12 protein-coding genes are annotated in these 20,723 nt (G+C 66.6%); 7 read left to right on the forward strand and 5 right to left on the reverse strand.

The genetic code is table 11. The features are described from left to right. Positions 1 to 67: 67 nt before the first annotated feature. Both AB4118_RS01210 and AB4118_RS01215 read left to right on the forward strand, forming a co-directional pair. Positions 68 to 1,162 carry an efflux RND transporter periplasmic adaptor subunit gene (locus AB4118_RS01210; RefSeq protein WP_441488001.1) on the forward strand — a complete coding sequence of 365 codons (1,095 nt, stop codon included), beginning with the start codon at positions 68 to 70 and terminating at the stop codon, positions 1,160 to 1,162. Then, complete coding sequence (locus AB4118_RS01215; RefSeq protein WP_441488002.1) at positions 1,159 to 4,242, forward strand: efflux RND transporter permease subunit; 3,084 nt, start codon at positions 1,159 to 1,161, stop codon at positions 4,240 to 4,242. Before AB4118_RS01210 ends, AB4118_RS01215 begins: the two co-directional genes overlap by 4 nt. Before the next feature lie 70 nt (positions 4,243 to 4,312). Here the strand turns inward: AB4118_RS01215 and pbpC are convergent, their stop codons facing one another. Next, on the reverse strand, positions 4,313 to 6,343 hold the full coding sequence (gene pbpC, locus AB4118_RS01220) for a penicillin-binding protein 1C (RefSeq protein ID WP_441488003.1): 2,031 nt from the start codon (positions 6,341 to 6,343) through the stop codon (positions 4,313 to 4,315). 131 nt (positions 6,344 to 6,474) lie between these two features. After that, a complete protein-coding gene (locus tag AB4118_RS01225; RefSeq protein ID WP_441488340.1) occupies positions 6,475 to 11,721 on the reverse strand; it encodes an alpha-2-macroglobulin in 5,247 nt (1,748 codons plus the stop codon). Positions 11,722 to 12,022: 301 nt separating this feature from the next. Between AB4118_RS01225 and AB4118_RS01230 the strand changes: the two genes are divergently transcribed. The 5 genes from AB4118_RS01230 to AB4118_RS01250 all read left to right on the forward strand — a co-directional run bounded on the left by AB4118_RS01230 (position 12,023) and on the right by AB4118_RS01250 (position 17,811). After that, on the forward strand, positions 12,023 to 13,054 hold the full coding sequence (locus tag AB4118_RS01230) for an LLM class flavin-dependent oxidoreductase (protein WP_441488004.1): 1,032 nt from the start codon (positions 12,023 to 12,025) through the stop codon (positions 13,052 to 13,054). Between the two features lie 37 nt (positions 13,055 to 13,091). Then, a complete protein-coding gene (locus AB4118_RS01235; RefSeq protein ID WP_441488005.1) occupies positions 13,092 to 14,543 on the forward strand; it encodes a S1 family peptidase in 1,452 nt (483 codons plus the stop codon). A 128-nt stretch (positions 14,544 to 14,671) separates the two neighbouring features. Continuing rightward, the gene (locus AB4118_RS01240; RefSeq protein WP_441488006.1) at positions 14,672 to 15,667 is read left to right on the forward strand and encodes a tripartite tricarboxylate transporter substrate binding protein; all 996 of its coding nucleotides are present in this window, start codon (positions 14,672 to 14,674) and stop codon (positions 15,665 to 15,667) included. A gap of 145 nt (positions 15,668 to 15,812) precedes the next feature. Further along, positions 15,813 to 16,304, forward strand: a complete 492-nt coding sequence (locus AB4118_RS01245; protein ID WP_441488007.1) for a tripartite tricarboxylate transporter TctB family protein — start codon at positions 15,813 to 15,815, stop codon at positions 16,302 to 16,304. A 4-nt stretch (positions 16,305 to 16,308) separates the two neighbouring features. After that, a complete protein-coding gene (locus tag AB4118_RS01250; protein ID WP_441488008.1) occupies positions 16,309 to 17,811 on the forward strand; it encodes a tripartite tricarboxylate transporter permease in 1,503 nt (500 codons plus the stop codon). Between the two features lie 19 nt (positions 17,812 to 17,830). On the opposite strand, the gene AB4118_RS01255 is transcribed toward AB4118_RS01250, so the two are convergent. Genes AB4118_RS01255 through AB4118_RS01265 form a run of 3 tightly spaced genes read right to left on the reverse strand, consistent with a single transcriptional unit; the run spans position 17,831 to position 20,593 of the window. Continuing rightward, the gene (locus AB4118_RS01255) at positions 17,831 to 19,033 is read right to left on the reverse strand and encodes a CaiB/BaiF CoA transferase family protein (protein WP_441488009.1); all 1,203 of its coding nucleotides are present in this window, start codon (positions 19,031 to 19,033) and stop codon (positions 17,831 to 17,833) included. Further along, positions 19,030 to 19,842 (reverse strand): IclR family transcriptional regulator, encoded by an 813-nt coding sequence (locus AB4118_RS01260; RefSeq protein ID WP_441488010.1) that lies wholly within the window; start codon positions 19,840 to 19,842, stop codon positions 19,030 to 19,032. The genes AB4118_RS01255 and AB4118_RS01260 overlap by 4 nt, the downstream gene beginning before the upstream one ends. Positions 19,843 to 19,846: 4 nt before the next feature. Continuing rightward, positions 19,847 to 20,593 (reverse strand): enoyl-CoA hydratase-related protein, encoded by a 747-nt coding sequence (locus tag AB4118_RS01265; RefSeq protein ID WP_441488011.1) that lies wholly within the window; start codon positions 20,591 to 20,593, stop codon positions 19,847 to 19,849. Positions 20,594 to 20,723: the final 130 nt, after the last annotated feature.

Raw genomic sequence — 20,723 nt, forward strand, 5'->3', positions numbered from 1 at the left:
GATTTGTAATTTGAACTGCATCGTCCAGTCCCATAGGGCTTGCGACGATACCGGAGCACCCTGACCTATGAAGCGGCTTGTCCTTGTCCTCCTGATCGCCGGCGTCGCTGGCGGCGGCTATTACGGCTACCGCAGCTTCAAGGCTGGCGCGCAGCCTGCGCAAGCGCGCGCGGTGGCGAACCCGCAGGCTGCCGGCGTGCCCGTCGAGGTCAGCCGGGTGGAGGCCGTAACGGTCAATGAAGAGGTCCAGGCGCTGGGCACGCTGACCGCGAATGAAACAGTGGTCATCGCTCCCGAGATCGCCGGCCGGGTCGTGGCACTGGGATTCAAGGAAGGTGAGCGCGTCACCAAGGGCCAGGAACTGGTCAAGCTCGACCGGGCGATCCTCGACGCCGAAGTGAAACTGGCCGAGGCGGATCTGCGGCTGGCGCGCGATACCTATGAGCGCAACCGGGCGCTGGTCGACCGTGGCTCGGGCACGCAGGTCGCGCTCGAACAGGCGACGGCGCAACTGGCCTCCAGCGAGGCCCGCCTGCAGCTCGCGACCTCGCGCCGCGCTCTGACCGCCATAAGTGCGCCCTTCACCGGGGTTGTCGGCCTGCGTTCGGTCAGCGTCGGAGACTATGTCTCGGTCGGCAAGGAGCTGATCACGCTCACCGCAACCGACCCGATGAAGGTCGATTTCCGGGTTCCCGAGATTTACCTGACACGGGTCAAGGTCGGGCAGACCATCCAGCTCAAGGTCGATGCGCTGCCCGACACCGGCTTCACCGGCACGATCTTCGCGATCGATCCGATCGTCGATGTGAACGGCCGTGCGATCCGGCTGCGCGCCACCATCCCGAACGGCGACGGCGTCCTGAAGCCCGGCCTGTTCGCGCGGATCAACATCATCGTCGACCAGCGCGAGAACGCGCTCGTCGTGCCGGAGACTGCCGTAGTCCCCGATGGCACCGGCAAGATGATCTTCGTGGTCGAGAACGGCAAGGCGAAGCGCATGCCGGTCGAACTCGGCAAGCGCCTTCCGGGCAAGGTCGAGATCGTGAAGGGGCTGACCCCGACCATGCAGATCGTCACGGCCGGCCAGATGCGCCTGCGTGACGGCTCGGCCGTTGCCGTCAAGAATGCTCCGGCTCCGGTGCAGACGAGCGACGCACGATGAGCCTGTTTGCGCTCTTCGTCCGCCGGCCGGTTCTCTCGACCGTCCTCAGCCTGCTCGTCATCCTCATCGGCATCGTCTCCTATGGCCGGCTGACGGTGCGCGAATACCCGAACATCGACGAGCCGATCGTCTCGGTGAACACGACCTATCGCGGCGCCAGCGCCGAGATCATCGAATCCCAGGTCACGCAGATCCTGGAGAACTCGATCGCGGGCATCGAGGGCATCGAGATCATCACCTCGAACAGCCGTCAGGAGCGCAGCAGCATCTCTGTGCGCTTCCGTCCGGACGTGGATCCGGATGTCGCGGCCTCCGACGTGCGCGACCGCGTCAGCCGCGTGCGTGGGCGCATGCCGGACGAGATCGACGAGCCGATCATCGCCAAGGTCGAGGCCGACGCCCAGCCGGTGATGTATCTGTCGCTGACCAGCACGCGGCACAGCCCGCTGGAGCTGACCGACTTCGCCGACCGCTTCATTGCCGACCGGGTGCAGAACATCACCGGCGTCGCCGAAGTGCGCATTCTCGGCCAACGGCAATATGCGATGCGCATCTGGCTCGATCGGGCCCGCATGGCCGCCTACAATATCACCGTACAGGAGATCGAGGCGGCGCTGCGGGCGCAGAATGTCGAGATCCCGTCCGGCCGCATCGAGAGCAACGACCGTGAGTTCACGGTGCTGTCGCAGACCGGCCTGACCACGCCCGAGCAATTCCAGCAGATCGTGATCAAGGATGTCAGCGCATTTCCGGTGAAGCTGAGCGATGTCGCGAAGGTCGAGCTCGGCGCGCGCGAGGAGCGTAACGCCGCCTGGTTCGCCGGCCGCCCTTCGGTGACGATCGGCATCGTCAAGCAGGCGACGGCCAATCCGCTCGATGTCTCCTCCGGTGTTCGTGCGGCGCTGCCGGAGATCACCGATGATCTGCCCGACGGCATGGCGATCGCGACCTCCTACGACACCTCGATCTTCATCGATCGCTCGATCCAGGCGGTGTACACCACGATCGGCGAGGCGGTCGTCCTCGTCGTGCTGATCATCTTCGTCTTCCTGCGCTCGCTGCGCGCGACGCTGATCCCGCTGGTCACGATCCCGGTTTCGCTGATCGGCTCCTTCGCGCTGATGTATGCGCTCGGCTTCACCGTCAACACGCTGACGCTGCTCTCGATGGTGCTCGCCATCGGCCTCGTAGTCGACGACGCGATCGTCGTGCTGGAGAACGTGCACCGCCATGTCGAGAACGGCATGGAACCAAGCAAGGCGGCGATCCGCGGCATCAACGAGATCGCCTTTGCGGTCGTCGCGATGACGCTGACGCTGGTAGCGGTCTATGCACCGATGGCGTTCTCGACCGGGCGCACCGGAAAGCTCTTCATCGAGTTTGCCCTGACGCTGGCAGGGGCGGTGCTCGTTTCCGGTTTCGTCGCGCTGACGCTGACGCCGATGATGTGCGCCAAACTCCTGAAGCCGCACGAGTCGCATGGCTGGCTCTACAACGTGCTGGAGCGCGGTTTCGATGCGCTTTCCAGCGGTTATCGCCGTTCGCTGCGTGGGGCGCTTTCGATGCGCCCGGTCATCGTGCTGCTGGCGTTCTGTGTTGCGGGCGGCAGCTATTACTTCTTCACCAACCTGCGCTCGGAGCTGGCTCCGGTGGAGGACCGTGGCACGATCAACGCCATCGGCGTCTCGCCTGAGGGCGCAACGCTGAGCTTCACGGCGAGCTATGCGCGGCAGGTCGAGGAGTATTTCAAGAATCTTCCTGAGGTCGAGAGCTATCTCGTCATCACCGGCTTCCCCGACGTGACGCGCGCCATCGCATTCGCGCGGCTGAAGCCGTGGGAAGAGCGCCACCGCAAACAGCAGGATCTCGTTGCCGAGATCAATCGCGGGCTGTCGCAGATTCCGGGCATCCGCCTCTTCGCGGTCAATCCGCCCTCGCTTGGCGGCGGCGGAGCCAACAGCAAGCCGATCGAGTTCGTGCTGCGCTCCTCGGATTCCTATGCCGAGATCAAGAACTATGTCGATGCGGTCATCGCGGAGGCGTCCTCCTCGCCGGTGCTGACCAACCTCGAATCCAACCTCATCCTGGACAAGCCGCAGATCAAGGTTTCGATCGACCGGCAGCGCGCCAGCGATCTTGGCGTCGGCGTCGACATCATCGGCCGGACGATGGAGACCTTGCTCGGTGGACGGCAGGTGACGCGCTTCAACATGAACGGCGAGCAGTATGACGTGATGCTGCAGGTCGCCGGGGAGGATCGCAACACGCCCCAGGCGCTGCAGTCGATCTATCTGCGTGGTCGCAACGGCACGGTGGTGCAGCTCTCCAGCCTTGTCAGCATCGAGGAGAACGTCGCGCCCAAGGAGCTGATCCGCTTCAACCAGCTGCGCTCCGCGACGATCACGGCGGTGCCGGCGCCGGGCTATTCGCTCGGCGATGGACTGGCCGTCCTGGAGCAGGCGGCCGCCAAGGTGCTGCCGAAATCGGTGCAGATCGACTATTCCGGCCAGAGCCGCGAGTTCAAGCAGGCCGGCTCCTCGATCGCGATCGTGTTCCTCCTGGCGCTTGGCTTCATCTACCTGGTGCTGGCGGCGCAGTTCGAGAGCTTCATCGACCCGGTGGTGATCATGGTCTCGGTGCCGCTCTCGATCACGGGCGCGCTGGCGGCTTTGTATTTCAGCGGTGGCACGCTCAACGTCTACAGCCAGATCGGCCTGATCACGCTCGTCGGCCTGATCACCAAGCACGGCATCCTGATCCTCGAGTTCACCAACCAGTTGCGCGAGGAGGGCAAGGACCTCGTCGATGCGCTGGTCGAGGCCGCGGAACTGCGCCTGCGGCCGATCCTGATGACGACGGGCGCGATGGTGCTGGGTGCGGTGCCGCTGGCACTCGCCCATGGCGCCGGTGCCGAAAGCCGCTCTCAGATCGGCTGGGTCATCGTCGGCGGCATGACCTTCGGCACCCTGCTGACGCTCTATGTGGTGCCGGTCGCCTATAGCTATCTGGCGCGGGCGCATCGGCCCGTGCACGGCGAGGACGCGGCGCATGGCCAGACACAGGTCCAGCCCGCGGAATGAACTCTGCGGAAAGGCGATCCAGGCCGCATCGCCGGCGCCTGGATCGCTCAGTCCGCGCTGATGCCTTGCGCTACTGCAGCCTGACCGAGACGCTCTCGCTCGCGCCTGCGCCGTCGATCACCGAAATCCGGACAAAGCCCTTGCCGCCGGGCTGCCAGGCGGTTTCACGGCGGCGGGTCGGTGCGGTCACCGGCGCCCCGTCGACCAGCCAGGTATAGGGCGGGGCGCCCCCGGCGACCTTGAGGTTGAGCAGCGCGTGCCCGTCGACGGCCGACGCCGCGAGATCGATGCGCGCGCCTTCCGGCGGGAAGGCCAGCGTGAGGCCAGGGCGGGCCAGTGCGGTCAGCGTCTTGGGCACGTCCTGCCGGAGATGGCGCAGCGGTGGCGGCAGGTTCGATGTCGAGGATATGATGGCGTTCGGCGGCTGCAGGAATGGCCGCGGATCATGGCCGAGACGTGCGAAGGCATCGAACAGGATCGGTGCCGCGACGACGCGCCCGACGAGCCCCGGCACGGCTCCGTTATCGGCGCGGCCGACCCAGACGCCGATCGTGTGCTTGCGGTCGAAGCCGACGGCCCAGGCATCGCGATAGCCATAGGATGTGCCGGTCTTGTAGGCGATACGCCCTGGTGCGGCATTGAGCGGCGGCGGAGCGCCTAGGAGCGTGTCGGCGACATACCAGGCTGCGACGGGATCGACGAGGCGAGGCGCCTCTCCGGCCGGCTGATCGCCGGCCTTGACCTTGAGCGGCAGCATCTCGCCGCCGCGGGCGAGGCCGACATAGAGCCGCGTCAGGTCGGACAGGGTGATGCCGAGACCACCAAGGCCCACCGCGAGCCCTGGCGCACCGCCCTCTTTCGGCATGGCGATCGCGACGCCGGAATCGCGCAGCCGCGACAGGAAACGTTGCGGGCCGAGTGACGAAAGCAATTCCACGGTCGGGACGTTCAGCGAAAGCTGCAAGGCCTTGCGCGCGCTGACCATGCCCTGGAAGCCGAGATCGAAATTCTCCGGCACATAGAGCCCGTAACGCGCCGGCCGATCCTCCAGCATGGTCTCGGGATGGGCGAGGCCGTTATCGAAGGCGAGCGCATAGATGAAGGGCTTGAGGGCCGAACCCGGCGAGCGCAGGGCACGGGTGAGATCGAGCGAGCCGGCGCGCTCGGCTGCAAAATAATCGACGCCGCCGACCGAGGCACGGATCTCACCGGTCTCGTTGTCGACGGCGAGAACGGCAATCGAGACCTGCGGGGCGAGGCCGAGGCTGCGTTCGCGGGCAAGCTGTTCGAGATTGGCCTGCAGCCTTGCATCGATGGTCAGGTGGTGGCGGCGAACGGTCGGTGCCTCGGCCACGACCTGCTCGGCGACATGCGGCGCCAGATTGGGAAAGGCCCTTCGTGCGGTCGGAACCGGCTCATCACGCGCGGCCGCGACTTCGGACTGCGTCACGAGGCCTGCTGCCTCGATGCGGGCGAGCACCCTGTCGCGCGCCTTGCGGGCGGTCTCGGCGAAGCGGTCGGGACGGCGTTGCTCCGGTGCTTGTGGCAGCGCGACGAGCAGGGCGGCTTCCGCAGTCGAAAGGCGTTTCGGCTCGCGGCCGAAATAGGCGATGCTTGCCGCGCGCAGGCCTTCGAGATTGCCGCCGAAGGGCGCGAGCGCCAGGTAGAGATCGAGAATCTGATCCTTGCTGAAGCGGCGTTCCAGCTCAATCGCTCGCACGGCCTGGCGCAGCTTGGCGGCGAGCGAACGCTCCTCGCGCGGTTCGAGCAGCCGCGCGACCTGCATGGTCAGTGTCGAGCCGCCGGAGACGATGCGGCCATTGATCAGCATCTGCCCGGCGGCACGCAGCATCGCGACCGGGTCGATCCCGGAATGGCTGTCGAAGCGCCTGTCCTCGAAGGCCTTCAGCATCGCGAGATAGCGTGGGTCGACATCCTCGACACCGACCGGAAGCTTCCAGCGACCGTCAGCGGTGAGGAAGGGGCGCAGCAGCTTGCCCTCGCGATCGAGCACCACGGTCGAGCGATCATGCGCTGCCGAGACGTCGAGTGGGGGGAGGGTCGAGGCGTAGAAGGCAACGGACCCGGCAGCTAAACCCATGAGCGCAAGCCCGAACGCCGATGCCAGCGCAACGGGTTTCAGCCAGCGACGTCGACCCCTTCCGCCCTGCGAAGGGGAGGGAGATGCGATGCCGTTATGCGCGTCCTGCGCGATCACGAGCTTTCGCGTCCTTACCTGGCCGAGGCGATGTCGACCGTGCCGAAGGCGGTACGGCCGAAGCGGTCGGGACGGTACATGTCCTCAATGGCGGCTGCGGGCGCGACATAGCGGCCGGGCGAGACGGCGCGCGCGATATAGGCGACGGTGAAGGAGAGCGGCTGGTTGGACGAGCCAGGCCGTTCGAAGGCTGCGACATAGCGATCGTCGCGCGCCTCGGTGTGGACGGGCGTGACCTCCTGTTTCAGCCAGCTCAACCCCTGCGTCGATGCCCCCTCCGTGAGATTGGCATTCTCGATCTCGAGCCCGGCCGGCAGAGGATCGACCAGCAACAGCCGCCCGTAGCGGACCGAGGGCTCGGTCACCCCCAGCACGACGACATAGCGCTCGTTCTGGCGCAGACGCGCCGGATCAGCCTTCTCGCCCTTCATGGTGTAATAGGTCCGCTCCAGCGCAAAGCCCTGATTCAGGGCGGGCTCGGCTGCGGTCGGAATGCCGGCAACGGTGATCACGGCCTGTGCGGAGGCGGCGCCGGGATTGGCGATGACGAGCGGCTTTGCTTCCAGCGCCTCATCCGAAAGCGTGCGGTAGAAGGCGCCCTTGCGCTCGGTGCCGTCGACGGTCAGCGCCATGCCCTCGGCCTCCTTGGCCATGGCCTGTGCCGCCAGCACCATCCACATGTTCTCCTGGGTCGAGGTGTAGCGGGCGGAGCCGCGAGCGCTCTCGACGATTGCGGAAGCGCGGGCGATGTCGGCACGCTCGCCATTGGTTTCGGCGATCAGGGTCAGGACCGCCGTGCCGTCGCGCAGGCGCGAGCCGTAATCGGGCCGCGAAAGGCCATCGTCGCGCGCCTCCTGGAGGCCAGCAAGCGCGCTGGTGAAGGCGGCGCGACCGCGACCGCGATCGCCGAGAAGCGAGAGTGCCGCTCCAATCTGTGCGCGCGCCAGCGGCGAGGCGAACTCGGCCAGCTTGTTGTCGGCGAGATAGCGCAGGTCGCCCATCACGGGTCGGCCGTTGCGCGCGAGCACATAGAGCGCATAGGCGATGCCGGCGGCTTCTTCCTTGTTGATCTCGCTGGTGTTGACGACCTGATTGCGCAGCCGGTCGAGCGCGAGATTGAAGGCGATCTGCGGAACGTTGAACTGGCGCTCGCGGGCGCGGGTCAGGAAGTCCGTAACGAAGGCATCGAGCCAGAGGTCTTCGCCGCCGACACCCCAGAGCCCGAAGGAGCCGTTGCCGCCCTGGCGGGTGAGCACGCGCTCGATCGCGCCGTTGACGCGCTCGTCGGCATTGGCATCGAGCGCGAGCTGCTCGAGACTGGCCAGCCGGTTGACATGCAGCAGCGGCAAGGCGCGGCTGACGGTCTGCTCGGTGCAGCCATAAGGGTAGCGGTCAAGCGCCTTCAGGATCGCCGGCACGTCGAGCGCGGCCAGCGGCGAGACGGAGACAGAGACCTGGCCGGAGCGCGGTACGAGATCGGCGAGGAGGTCCGACGACACGGTGATAGAGCCGCCATTGCCGGGGATCGGCCGGACGATGCGGCGGGCGATCGTGTTGGCCGAGGGCTGCACGCGCACCGCGAGGTTCTGCACGGTACCGACGCCGTTCGGGCCGCTGATCCGGACATCGAACTCGGCGCGGCCGAGACCCGCCGCCGTGACCGGGATCGTCATCTGGCTCTTGGCGCCGGCCGCGAGCGTCAGCGTGCGCCGTGTTGCATCGGCGGCAACGAGGACGGGCCCCTTCACGTCGAGATCGACGAGATAGGGGCCCGCGGGTCCCTCGACATTGTCGATCTGGAGATGGAAGCGCGACTGGTCGCCGATCGCGAGGAAGCGCGGCAGCGTCGCCTGGGCGACGATCTGGTCGCGCACGATGACGTCGGTGCTGGTTTGGCCGGTGCGGCCTTGCGACCAGGCGACAGCCATGACGCGGACCGAACCGTTGAAGGCGGGCAGTTCGAAATCGATCTTCGCAGTGCCGTCCTGGCCGAGCTTGACCACCCCGGAATAGCGCGCGAGCGGCTCCTGCGTAGGCGCCTCGCCCTGCAATGCAGGGGCTGCGTCACCGCCGGAGCGGATGGTGCCGCGCACGCCCTGCATGCCGTCGATCAGATAGCCGTAAAGATCACGGAGTTCATGGCCGATCTGGCGCTGGCCGAAGAAGTACTTGCTGGCGTCCGGGCTTTCGAAGCGGGTGAGATTGAGGATGCCGACATCGACCGCCGCAACCGTGACGAAAGCCTCCTCGCCGGCGCGTGCCCCGCTGACCTTGACCGGCAGGGACAGCGTCGAGAGCGGGCGCACCAGATTGGGCGCTCCGAGGTCGACCTGGAGCGTGCGCTGTTCCTTGCCGATCGAGAACCAGGACAGGCCGATGGCGCGCCCGGGCAGGCGCTGGGCGGCGGTGTCCATCGGGCGGTGGGCCAACGCGACGAGATAGGCGCTCGCACCCCATTCCGCCTTGACCGGGATCGAGGCCGTGCTGCCGTCGGGAGCGATGTCGATCGTCTGGATCTCGTTCAGCTTGTCGCCGACGACGGCGAGCGTTGCCTTGCCCGCGAAGCGCGGCGAGAGCCTGACCTGCATGGTCTCGCCAATCGCATAGGACGGCTTGTCGAGCGCGACCTCCAGCACATCGGGCGTGTCGGCGGTCTTGTCGCTCTCATAGCCGACGGTGAAGGAGACGCTGGTCTCGGTCGCGTCGGAGCCATCGGAGGCGACGTCGAGCCGGTAATTGCCCCATTGAACCGGGGCAGCGATGCGGGCCGCGGCCGTCTCGCTGACGGCGACCTCGCCATCGGCGACGCGGCGCGTCGTCTTCACTCCCTCATAGTTCCAGCGACCATCCTGGAAGAACCACTGATAGTTGCGATTGACCTTGGACAGCGTCCATTTCACGCCCGGCTTGGCAAGGCGGCGGCCGTCGCCATTGGCCATGATGACGTCGAAACTCGCCGTTTGGCCATTGCCGAGCTCGCCATCTTTGAACAGGGGCTTCACGCCGATGGCGGCGCCCTTCGGCACGATCGGCAAGGTGACGGAGCGGGCGATGGCGCGGCCGCCCGGCTCACCGACGCGCAAGGTGATCTCGACCTCGAGCGGGCGGTTGGTCTCGGGCTGCTGCACGCCGGCCGAGATCGTGGCCTTGCCTGCGGCGTCGGTGGTGGCGCTCTCCTCGAGGTCGCTCTGGATCGACTCGAAGGCCTCGTCGGTGAGGCCGACCTGAAACTCGGCGAAGCCCGGGATGGCGGATTTCGCGGCGGCGCGGATCGTGGTCGAGCCGTTGACGTCGAGCTCGGAGCCCGGCGCGCCGTAGAGATAGCGTGCATTGACATCGATCTCGGCCGGTTCGCCGGCCTGGAGCACGGGTGATTTCGGCGCGAGCGTCAGCTCGAGGCGCTCGGGCACGTAATCCTCGACGAGGAAGGAAACTTCGCCGATGGCTGCGCCCTTCGGGTCGGCATGGGCCTGGACGCGCCAGGTGCCGGTCTGCGCGCCGGAGATCAGCGGGATGGAATGAGCCCGCCCGCCGGCACCCTGATCCTCGACCTGACGGCGGCGGTACTCGACACCGTCCGGTCGCTTCACCACCAGAGTCAGCGGCAGGCCGGTGACGGCAGCGCCGGCGGAATCCCGCAGCAGGCTGGTGAGATAGACGGTCTCGCCGGAGCGATAAACGCCGCGCTCGGTATAGAGATAGGCGTCGAGGCCGGCCGGGGCGACGCGGCCCTTCACGCCACGATCGGAGAGATCGAAGGCAGTCTGCTTCAGGTCAAGGAAGCCATAATCCTCGTCGAGCAGGGCGGTGACGAGGCCCGGCGCATTGCCGCCCTGGCCCTTGGCAAGGCCGGCATCGAAGCGGGCATAGCCCTTCGCATCCGTGCGGGCGGTGGCGAGCACCTCGTTGTTGCGGGCGATGAGGCGCAGCTCCGCATTCGGGATCGGCGCTGCGTTGGCGAGCGAGCGCGCCAGCACATGCACGCCATCGGGACCGGAGAAGGAAGTCAGGCCGAGATCGGAGACGACAAACCATTGTGTCGCGCGGGTCGAGCCGTCGTCATAGTCGCCGTCGCCCGAGGGCTGCGCGGCCTGTCCGCCCGTCGGCTTGGCAAACATCACGTAGACCCCGGGCTTGAGCTGCCCGACCGCTTCCAGCACCGGGAAGGCGGTGATCACATCCTTGTTGAGCTCGGACTTGACGTCCATCGCGCCGGCCCAGACGCGCTGGCCCTTGTCGGACGCGATCTGGCCCGCGTTGTAGCTGCCGAGCTGGCTGAGGAAATCGTCGGAATGGACGGAGTTGATCAGGTTGCGGTCGCCGATGCGCATGACTTCGAGGTCGAGCTTGTCGGCATTCACGGAGACGACCGGGATGCCCTGCTGACCGGTGCGCGGCAGCACATAGTTCTTGCCGGTGAAGCGCACTGACGGTGTGCGATCGCGGACATAGACCTCATAATCGGCGGATTTCAGCAGCTTCTCGTCGGGGAGTGCGGAAGGTACACCCTGGCGAATGACGAACGCGTAGCGTTCGCCGTGGCGCAGGCCGTCGACGCAGATCTGGCGCTCCTCGGCGCTGACGGCGAAATCGCCCTTGCCGCCGGAAATCGCGACATAGGGCGCGAAGTCGACACGCCCGCGGGCGAGCGGCTCGGAGAATTCGAAGCAGGCGCGCGGGCTCGCCGCATCGGCATCGACCTTGTTGGAGAGCAAGCGGAAGCCGCGCTTCTCGCGCAGGCCTTCATAGGCGGTGCGCAGTTGCGCATTGTCCTGGAGATCGAGGCTGAGACGATAGGCGGTCAGGGCCGGGCGCCAGAGTTCGTTGCGCTCGAAGGTGCGGGCGAGCACCGCGAGCGAGGCTGCTTCGTCCGGGCGGGAGGTTGCGCGCTGATAGGCTAGGTAGGCTGCACTGATCGCGCGTTCGCGCAGTTCCCAGCGCTCACGATAGTCACGCGGCTCGATCGCATTGGCGGCGCGTGCCATCAGGCGCCAGCCGGCGGAATTCTGGGGATCGGCGACGACGGCGGCATTGGCCTGGGGCAGGGCGGCACGGGCATCGCCTCGGGAGAGCGCAGCTTCGCCGTCACGCAGCGCGACCGCCGCGGGGCGTGTGCTGGCCGAGACGTCGCGCTTCAGGCGTTCCTCGAGCCTTTGCCCGTCAGCCTGGAGATCGTTGCGGATATAGGCCTTCTGGGCGAGCGCCGGGGTGGCGGCGAGGGCAAGACCGAGAATCAGCGCGAGCCGGGAGAGCAAGGTCATGATCAGTCCCTTCGGCCAGTCCGGCCTGTCGTCATCGATAGTGTCGCGCAGTCGCACGGGCGGCGCGGTATCACCAAAGGCTAGCATCCGTGTTCGCCGGTGCAACGTGAAAGCTGATGACGGAGTGTCTGCAGCATAGGCGGAGCCAGCCGCGCATCCGCTGCCTGAGGCTCTGAACCGGCACGCATGGCGGGCCTCCTTGAAAGCACGCGTCCTGCGCCTCAATTGGTGCGGATGCGTTCTGCCGGGCTCATCTCGGCACAATCTCCCTCGACCGTAGCAAGCCTGAACGGACATGTGCATGACACAGCCTCTCGAACTGGGCCTGGACACGTTTGGCGATGTCACCTCCGGGGCGGACGGCCAGCCGTTGCCGCACGCAGAGGTCATCCGCAACCTGATCGACGAGGCCATGCTGGCCGATCAGGTCGGGGTCGATTTCTTCGGTGTCGGCGAGCATCATCGCGCGGATTTCGCCATTTCCTCGCCGGAGGTCGTGCTTGCGGCGATTGCCGGGCGCACAGAGCGGATCCGCCTCGGCTCAGCCGTCACGGTGCTGAGCTCCGACGATCCGATCCGGGTGTTCCAGCGTTTCTCGACGCTCAACGCGGCGTCGGGCGGACGGGCCGAGGTCATTCTCGGCCGGGGCTCCTTCACCGAGTCCTTCCCGCTCTTCGGCTATGAGCTGCGCGATTACGAAACCCTGTTCGAGGAGAAGCTCGAAATCTTCGCGGCACTGATCAGCCAGGATGCGGTGACGTGGTCGGGCACGACGCGGCCGCCGCTCAAGAACCAGCGCGTCTTTCCCTCGTTGGAAACCGGGGTGCTGAAGACCTGGATCGGGGTTGGCGGGAGTCCCGAATCCGTCGTTCGTGCCGCCCGCTACGGCCTGCCGCTGATGCTCGCGATCATTGGCGGCGATCCGGCGCGCTTCCGGCCCTATGTCGATCTCTATCATCGCGCTTTCGCGCAACTGGGGAAACCGGTGCCGCCGGTCGGGGTGCATTCGCCGGGCTATGTGGCGGAAACGGACGAGCGGGCGCGCGAGGAGTTCTTCACGGATTACAAGCGGATGCGCGACCGGATCGGCGGCGAGCGTGGCTGGCCGCCGATGAACCGCGCCGAGTTCGATCAGGAGATCGACTACGGTTCGCTCTATGTCGGGTCGCCAGAGACGGTCGCGCGCAAGATCGCCGCGACGGTCAAGGCGCTCGATGCGGCGCGCTTCCAGATGAAATACAGCGCCGGGCCTCTTAGCCATGACAGGCTCATGGGCTGCATAGAGCTCTATGGACGCCGGGTCATGCCGCTGGTCCGCGAAATGCTCGCCTGACGAGATCAGTTGCGGATGCGCCGGCAATGACGCTTCAATGCTGCCGATTGCAGGGGAGCGCGTGATGGCGACGGGGTTGAGGTCTTCGCTTGGGACAAGGGGGCTGCTCGTCGCTGCCGGGCTGCTGTTCTTGCCGGCGCTCGCGCAAGCCCAGCCGCAACCTGCGGCGAATCCGCAACTTGCCGCGGCGCAGGCTGCCTTCGACGCCTTGCCCGAGGTCGAACGCAAGGCGATCCAGAACGACCTGATCTGGGCGGGACATTTCAACGGCGCGGTTAGCGGCTCTTACGGGCCGCTGACCTTTCGTGGCATCAACGCGCTGAAGGCCGGCTCACGCGGCGCACCGGACGGTATCCTGACGCCCGTCGAGCGCCGGGCATTGGCGCAGGCGGCGGGGACGGCGCGCGAGGCGGCGGGATTTCGCGTCATCACCGACGAACGCACCGGCATACGCATCGGCATTCCGACCAAGCTGCTGCCGCGCCGCGAGGCGACCGCGACCGGTGGTGGCCGCTGGCAGAGCGAGGATGGCAGGGTGACGCTCGACACGAGCACGGCACCGGCAGGCGATACTGTCGAGGCGCTGTTCGAGAAGGCCACAAGCGCGGCCGTTCCAGGGCGGAAAATCACCTACAAGCTGCTCCGGCCGGATTTCTTCGTGGTCACCGGAGAGACGCCGTCGGGTCGGTTCTACCGGCGCCTGTCGTCAGGGCCGGGCGGCCTGCGCGGCTTCTCGATCGGCTACGACAAGGCTCTCGCGCCGAGCATCGACAAGCTCGTCATCGCCATTGCCAGCAGCTTCGAACCCTTTCCGACCGGGCCTGCGCCTGCAACGGCGGGTCCTGCGGTCGCGAGCGTGGCGACGCCAGGCGCGGCGCCTCCGGTCGTGGTCGGGGCAAGGCCGACGGAGCGCTTCGGTGTCGGCCTCGCTATCTCGGACAAGCTCGTCCTGACTGCGACGGCGGCGATCGACTCCTGCAAATCGCTCAAGGTTTCCGGTCGGCCGGCGCGGCTGCGCATCAAGGACGATGCGAGCGGCCTTGCCTTGCTGGATGTCGACGGCACTGCGGCCGGAGCTCCTCCAGGCCTTCGGAGTGAGGCGCTGGTGGCGCAGGAGAGCTTCGTGCTGATGGCTTTCGGCGATTCCGGCGGGCAGCGCACGGCGATGGCCTTGCCGGGACAATCCGTGCGCCTCGGCGCCGGCGAGGCGGTGTTCGCGCCGCTGCAACCCGGCCAGGCGGGCAGCCCGGTCTTCGATCGCCAGGGTCGTCTTGCCGGGTTGGTGACGGCCAACCCCTCGGACAAGGTGCTGATTGCAGGGGTCGCGCCGCAGCGCGCCTACGCGATTGCCGTCGGGGCTGCCATGCAGGCGCTGCTGGGCAAGGCAGGCGTAACGCTTCAAGCCGCGACGCCGGGGCCGGAGATCAGCACCGGGGCGGTGGTCGAGAAGGTTGGAAAGGCTGCATTGCCCGTCGCATGCGGACTGTGAACCCGTCTTCAAAGAGCAGTTGTTTCCGTAACGACAATCGGCTCAGATAGCGGCGGACTGACAAGGGAGCCCCGCACTCGCGGAGAAGCATCCCAGACCTAAATCGATTAAGCGGAGGGAACACGGGAATGACGGACGGCATCAACAGACGTAAGCTTTTGAAGGGTGCGGCAGCGGCAGGCGCGGCAGGTCTGATCGTCAAGCCGGCAATCGCGCAGGCACAATGGCCGAGCCGCCCCCTGACGATGATCTGCCCCTGGGGCGCAGGCGGCGGCACGGACGCGACGGCGCGCATCGTCGCTTCGCTCCTGGAGAAGGATCTCGGCCAGCCCTGCAACGTCGTCAACCGCACCGGCGGCTCGGGCGTCGTCGGCCATTCGGCGATCGCGACGGCGGCTCCCGACGGCTACAATATCGGCATGCTGACGGTCGAGATCTCGATGATGCATCATCAGGGTCTCACCGATCTCACGCCGGCAAGCTATACCGCGCTGGCGCTGATGAACGAGGATCCGCCAGGCGTGCAGGTCAGCGCCTCGAGCCCGCACAAGGACATCAAGGCGCTTGCCGAAGCCATCAAGGCTGCGCCTCCCGGCAAGCTCAAGGCCTCGGGAACAGGCCAGGGCGGCATCTGGCACCTGGCGCTGGTCGGCTGGCTGGTGGCGATGGGGCTGAAGCCCGATCATGTCGCCTGGGTGCCGTCGAATGGCGCAGCACCCGGCATGCAGGACCTCGCAGCCGGCGGCATCGACATCGTCACCTGCTCGGTGCCCGAAGCCCGGGCCATGATCGATGCCGGCAAGGCGAAGTCGCTCGCCATCATGGCGACCGAGCGCAATCCGCAGTTCAAAGACGTTCCGACGCTGAACGAGACACTCGGCGTCAACTACTCGGTCGGCGCCTGGCGGGGCATTGGCGCGCCCAAGGGGCTGCCGGCCGATATCCAGGGCAAGCTCGCCGCCGCGCTGAAAAAGGCCTTCGACTCCAAGGAATACAAGGACTTCATGAACGCCCGGGGCTTCGGCATGAAGTTCGCCGACCCGGCAGGCTTTGCTTCATTCATGGCCGAAGGTGACAAGGCCATGGCGTCCGCGATGAAGGCGGCGGGCCTGGCCAAGGCCTGAGGCGGCAAACGGTTGGCGGAAGGGTGAGGCAGCTTCATCCTTCCGCCGCTTCTCGATCTTTCAGACTGTGCCTGAAATGAGTGCGGGAGATGCGGTCGCTCGCGCTCATGGCGCCGCCCCGGCACGGATCAGCGGACGTTTTACGATGCTTCTATCCGACAAGATAACCGGGGGCGCGATGGTGGCGCTCGGAGCCACTGCCTTCCTCTATGGATCCACGCTTCCGCCGGTCCCTGGCCAGCAGGTCGGGCCTTCGGCCTTCCCAATGGCCGTCGGCGCTGCCCTCGTCCTCTGCGGCACGCTGATCGTCTTCGGTATCGGGCGGCATTTCGAGGAAGTGGCCGAGGCGGATGTCGCGAGCCATAGTGCGCCGGAACTGCTCGAGCCCTTGCCGGCCTGGCGGAACTGGCTTGCATTGCTGCCGCCGGCCCTGCTCGCCTTCTATGCGCTTGCGTCCGAGGCATTGGGCTTTCTGCCGACGGCAGGGATCATGGTTGTGATCGCGAGCCTCGCCTTCGGGGCGCGGCCGAAGCTCGCGGTGCCGTTGGCGCTGGTCGCGCCTTTCGTCATCAACCTGATTTTCCTGAAGCTGCTGCGCGTGCCCTTGCCCGGCGGCCTTCTGCCTTTCCCGTGGTGAGCCGATGAATACCGTCATCCAGGCCTTCGGATTGGTCTTCCAGACCGATGTGATGATCGCGATCGTCGCTTCGGCCTTCTATGGCCTGACCGTCGGTGCATTGCCGGGGCTCTCGGCGACGATGGCAACGGCGCTGCTGGTGCCGATCACCTTCTATCTGTCACCGATCGCGGCCATTGCCACCATCATCACCGCATCGGCGATGGCGATCTTCTCGGGCGATATTCCGGGCTGCCTGCTGCGCATTCCCGGGACGCCGGCTTCCGCGGCCTACACGGACGAAGCCTATGCAATGACCCGCAAGGGCCAAGCCGAGACGGCACTCGGCATCTGCCTGTGGTTCTCGGCGCTCGGCGGCATCGCCGGCACGCTGTCGCTGATGCTGATCGCACCGTTGCTGGCCGAGTTTGCGCTGTCCTTCTCGACCTACGAGAATTTCTGGCTCGCCATGCTGGGGCTGATGTGCTCGACGCTGGTGGCCCGCTCCTCGCCGATCAAGGCTATCGCCGCGATGCTGCTTGGCCTGCTCATCACCTGCATCGGTATCGACAATCCCGGCGGCGTCCCGCGCTTCACCTTCGGCTCGACCGATCTTCTTGGCGGCATCGAGCCGATACCGGCGCTGGTCGGCGTCTTTGCGCTTGCCGAGGTGATGCGCGCCCTGACCGAGCGCGAGCCGCCGAAGCTGGAGCACCGCCGGCTCGGCAGCATCCTCAAGGGGCAGATCGAGCTGACCAAGAAATATCCGAAGCAGCAGACGCGCGGGAACATCGTCGGCATCATCATCGGCGTCCTGCCCGGTGCCGGTGCCGACATGGCTGCCTGGGTCAGCTATGCGATGTCCAAGCGCTTCTCAAAGACCCCGGAGAAATTCGGGACCGGCCATCCCGAAGGTTTGATCGAGGCTGGCGCAAGCAATAACGCCTCGCTCGCGTCGGGTTGGGTTCCGGCGCTGCTCTTCGGCATTCCCGGCGACACGATCACCGCGATCGCCATCGGCGTGCTTTACATGAAGGGGCTCAATCCGGGCCCGACGCTGTTCACGGAGCAAGCGTCGAGCATGTATGCGCTCTACATCATCTTCCTGCTCGGCAACATCATCATGATCCCGTTCGGCATCATCATGATCAGGCTGGCGAGCCGTGTCGTCGGGGCTCCGCGCTCGGCGGTCATGCCGGTGATCATGATCTTTTGTGCGGTCGGTGCCTTCTCAACGGCGGGCAACAACCTGTTTGCGGTCTGGTGCGTCGCGATCTTTGGCCTGCTCGGCTTTGTGATGGAGAAGAACGGCTATCCCGTTGCTGCCATGGTGCTCGGCATCGTCATGGGCACGATGGTGGAGCAGAGCTTCGTCACCTCGTTGATCAAGTCGGACGGTTCCATCCTGCCCTTCTTCAGCCGCCCGGTCTCGATGGTGCTGTCTTCGATGACGATCGCGGCACTGCTCTGGCCGGTCTTCATGTGGTCCCTGGAGAAACTGCGGTCGAGACGGGCGGTCGCCGCGTAGTTGCGGCGGGCGCGCGGCGTCAGGCTATTACGTCGCGCGCCTTCAATGCGTCCAGACGCTCGGCAGGCAGACCGAGTTCGTCCGCGAGGACTGCCCAGGTGTCATGGCCCAGCGCCGGCGGCATATGGCGCACCGGCAGCCGTTCGCCATCGAGGCGGTAGGGCGGAGCGAGTACGGCGGGTGCGCCGGCATTGTCCCCGTCCTCCACCAGCATGCCGGCCCGCCCAGCCCGCTCCGAGCGCAAGGCGCGGTTGAGGCCGAGCACTTCGCCGCAGGGAATGCCGTTCGCCGCCAGTTTCGTGAGCAGTTCGGCGCGCGGGCGGGCGCGCAGCTCCGCCTCGATGAGCGGCAACAGTTCGGAGCGGTGGGTGGTGCGCTGGAGATTTGTGGCGTAGCGCGGGTTCTCGGCAAGGTCGACCCGGTCGATCACCGAACGGCAGAAACGATCATATTGAGCGTTGTTCCCGACCGTGAGGACGAGCGCGCCGTCCGCCGCATCGAACACGCCATAGGGCACGATCGAGGGATGGGCGTTGCCGTAGCGCGGCGGGTCCCCGCCGAGCGCCAGGGCCTCCAGCCCGTAATAGGAGGTGACCGAGAGGCCGCAATCGAACAGCGCCATCTCGACATGCCTGCCCTTGCCGGAGCGTCCGCGCTGGACGAGCGCCGCGAGCACGGCCTGCGCCGCATATTGGCCGGTGAAGAGATCGGCGATCGCGACACCGAATTTCAGCGGGGGCTGGTCGTCATTGCCGTTCATGGCCATGAGGCCGGATTCGCCCTGGATGACGAGATCGTAGCCGGGTCGTGCGGCCTCCGGTCCATCGGAGCCGTAGCCGGCAATGGAGCAGTAGATCAGGCCGGGGTTCCCGGCGCTGAGCGCGGCATAGCCAAGGCCGAGCTTGTCGGCGCCGCCGGTTTTGAAATTCTGGATCAGCACGTCGCTCTTGCACGCGAGCTCAAGGACGATGGCGAGGCCCTCGGGCTGGCCGAGATCGATGCCGATCGAGCGCTTGTTGCGGTTGACGCTGTTGAAATAGCAGGTGTTGCGCTCTCCGAGCCGCATGCCCCAGTCGCGCGTATCGTCGCCGCGCTGGGGATGCTCGACCTTGATGACATCGGCGCCGAGATCGGCCAGGACCTGGCCGCACCAGGGGCCGGCGAGGATGCGCGAGAGATCGAGAACGCGAATGCCGGCGAGGGGAAGGTCGGATGCGATCACGAACCCATCACTCCTTCAAGACTGGCTGCCAGCGCGATCAGGCGCGGCCGGACGTCCTCGAGCAGGAAACCGGGATCGAGGATGACGGTCGGCGCGCCGCAATTGATCGTCATCGGCGGCAGGCCTCCACCGGGGTGGAAGGCCACTGCGATCGCGCTCACCGTCGGCTGCCAGTCGCCGAAGGAGCGGACGCAACCTGTCATGCGATACTCCTCGAGCGCCTGTTCAATGCCCTCGCGCAGACTCGGCCAGGCAGCGTCGTCGACGGAGCGGAAATCGTCCATGATGGCCTGGCGCTCGGCCGGGTCGCAGGCGGCGAGATAGGCCCGGCCCATGGCGCTGCGTGCCATCGAGATGCGCGAGCCGGTATCGATGTTGAGCGCGATCGCGACCTCGCCCCGGCAGCACTCGATATAGCGCATGCTCAGCCGGTCGCGGACGCCGAGGCCGACCGAGGCCTTGGCGAAGTCGGCGAGTTCCTGCATGCCGGGCCGGGCGATCTGGCGGACATCGAGCCCGGCAAGCGCGGTGGCGCCGAGCGCGATCAGCGCGGTGCCAAGCCGGTATGCTCCGCTATGCGGGACATGATGGAGATAGCCCAGCTTGGTCAGCGTATAAGTCAGCCGCGAAACGGTGGAGCGGGCAAGTCCGCAGCGTGCTGCGATTTCCGAGTTGGCGAGCGCATCCTCGTTGCGCTTGAAACAGGCGAGCACATCGAGCCCGCGCGCCAGGGCGGTGACGAAATGCCGGTCTTCCTTCGGCCCGGCTCGTTCGCCGCGTTCGGGGTCGTCCGACAGCTGCGCCGCCATGGCCTCAGCGTTTCATCAGGAACGCGGCGAAGGCGGCCTGCGCCTCGGCCGAGACCAGGCGCTCGCCGAAATGCCTGGCTTCGAGCGCGATCGTTTCGGCCACGGCGGCGGCATTGCCGCGCTTCAGCAGCATCTTCGTCAGGGCGACCGATTGCGGCGGCAGGGCAGCGAGCGCGCGCGCCTTGTCGAGCGCGATCGAGAGCGCTTCGCCTTCCGCCACCACGGCATTGACGAGGCCCGCTTCGGCTGCCGTCTCGGGAGGGAAAGCTTCGCCCAGCAGCAGCAGTTCCGCGGCGCGCTTGCTGCCGGCAATCATCGGCAGCAGATGGCTCGATCCGCCTTCGGGGCAGAGCCCGAGTGTAACGAAGGGCAGGCGGAAGCTGGCGCTGCGCCCGGCGAAGGCAAGGTCGCAATGCAACAGCATGGTGGTGCCGATGCCGACGGCAAAGCCTTCGACCGCGGCGACGATCGGCTTCTTCGCCGTCGAGATCGTCGTCAGGAAATCGATGGCGATGCGCGCACCGTCGCCCGAGGCCGCGGCGAAATCCTTGATGTCGTTACCGCTGGTGAAGCACCCGGCCGCGCCGGTGAGCACCAGCGCGCGGACAGCCTCATCAGCTTCGCCTGCGGTGATGGCCGCGATCAATCCGCCATAGGTTGCGCGGTCGAGCGCGTTGCGCCGGTCGGGGCGATTGATGGTGATCTGGAGGACGCCGGGAAAGGGGCTTTGAGTCAGAACGGTCGCGGTCATCCCTTGCCTATCCCCTGTCGATCTTCACGCAATCCCAGCAGCGCTGTTCTGCCTGTCGGAAGGATGCGCCGTGATGCTGGATTCGCAKGAACGATCCGTCCTAGCGTCGATCCGTGCAAGGCATGACATG

The sequence above is a fragment of the Allobosea sp. 2RAB26 genome, from assembly GCF_052115465.1.
Classification (GTDB): domain Bacteria; phylum Pseudomonadota; class Alphaproteobacteria; order Rhizobiales; family Beijerinckiaceae; genus Allobosea.

Bases quoted from the DNA above. Each gene is read 5' to 3' on its own strand.
- AB4118_RS01225 (WP_441488340.1), bottom strand. From the start codon at position 11,721: ATGACCTTGCTCTCCCGGCTCGCGCTGATTCTCGGTCTTGCCCTCGCC.
- AB4118_RS01215 (WP_441488002.1), top strand. From the start codon at position 1,159: ATGAGCCTGTTTGCGCTCTTCGTCCGCCGGCCGGTTCTCTCGACCGTC.
- AB4118_RS01240 (WP_441488006.1), top strand. From the start codon at position 14,672: ATGACGGACGGCATCAACAGACGTAAGCTTTTGAAGGGTGCGGCAGCG.
- AB4118_RS01245 (WP_441488007.1), top strand. From the start codon at position 15,813: ATGCTTCTATCCGACAAGATAACCGGGGGCGCGATGGTGGCGCTCGGA.
- AB4118_RS01210 (WP_441488001.1), top strand. From the start codon at position 68: ATGAAGCGGCTTGTCCTTGTCCTCCTGATCGCCGGCGTCGCTGGCGGC.
- AB4118_RS01250 (WP_441488008.1), top strand. From the start codon at position 16,309: ATGAATACCGTCATCCAGGCCTTCGGATTGGTCTTCCAGACCGATGTG.
- AB4118_RS01260 (WP_441488010.1), bottom strand. From the start codon at position 19,842: ATGGCGGCGCAGCTGTCGGACGACCCCGAACGCGGCGAACGAGCCGGG.
- AB4118_RS01235 (WP_441488005.1), top strand. From the start codon at position 13,092: ATGCTGCCGATTGCAGGGGAGCGCGTGATGGCGACGGGGTTGAGGTCT.
- AB4118_RS01230 (WP_441488004.1), top strand. From the start codon at position 12,023: ATGACACAGCCTCTCGAACTGGGCCTGGACACGTTTGGCGATGTCACC.
- pbpC (WP_441488003.1), bottom strand. From the start codon at position 6,343: ATGGGTTTAGCTGCCGGGTCCGTTGCCTTCTACGCCTCGACCCTCCCC.
- AB4118_RS01265 (WP_441488011.1), bottom strand. From the start codon at position 20,593: ATGACCGCGACCGTTCTGACTCAAAGCCCCTTTCCCGGCGTCCTCCAG.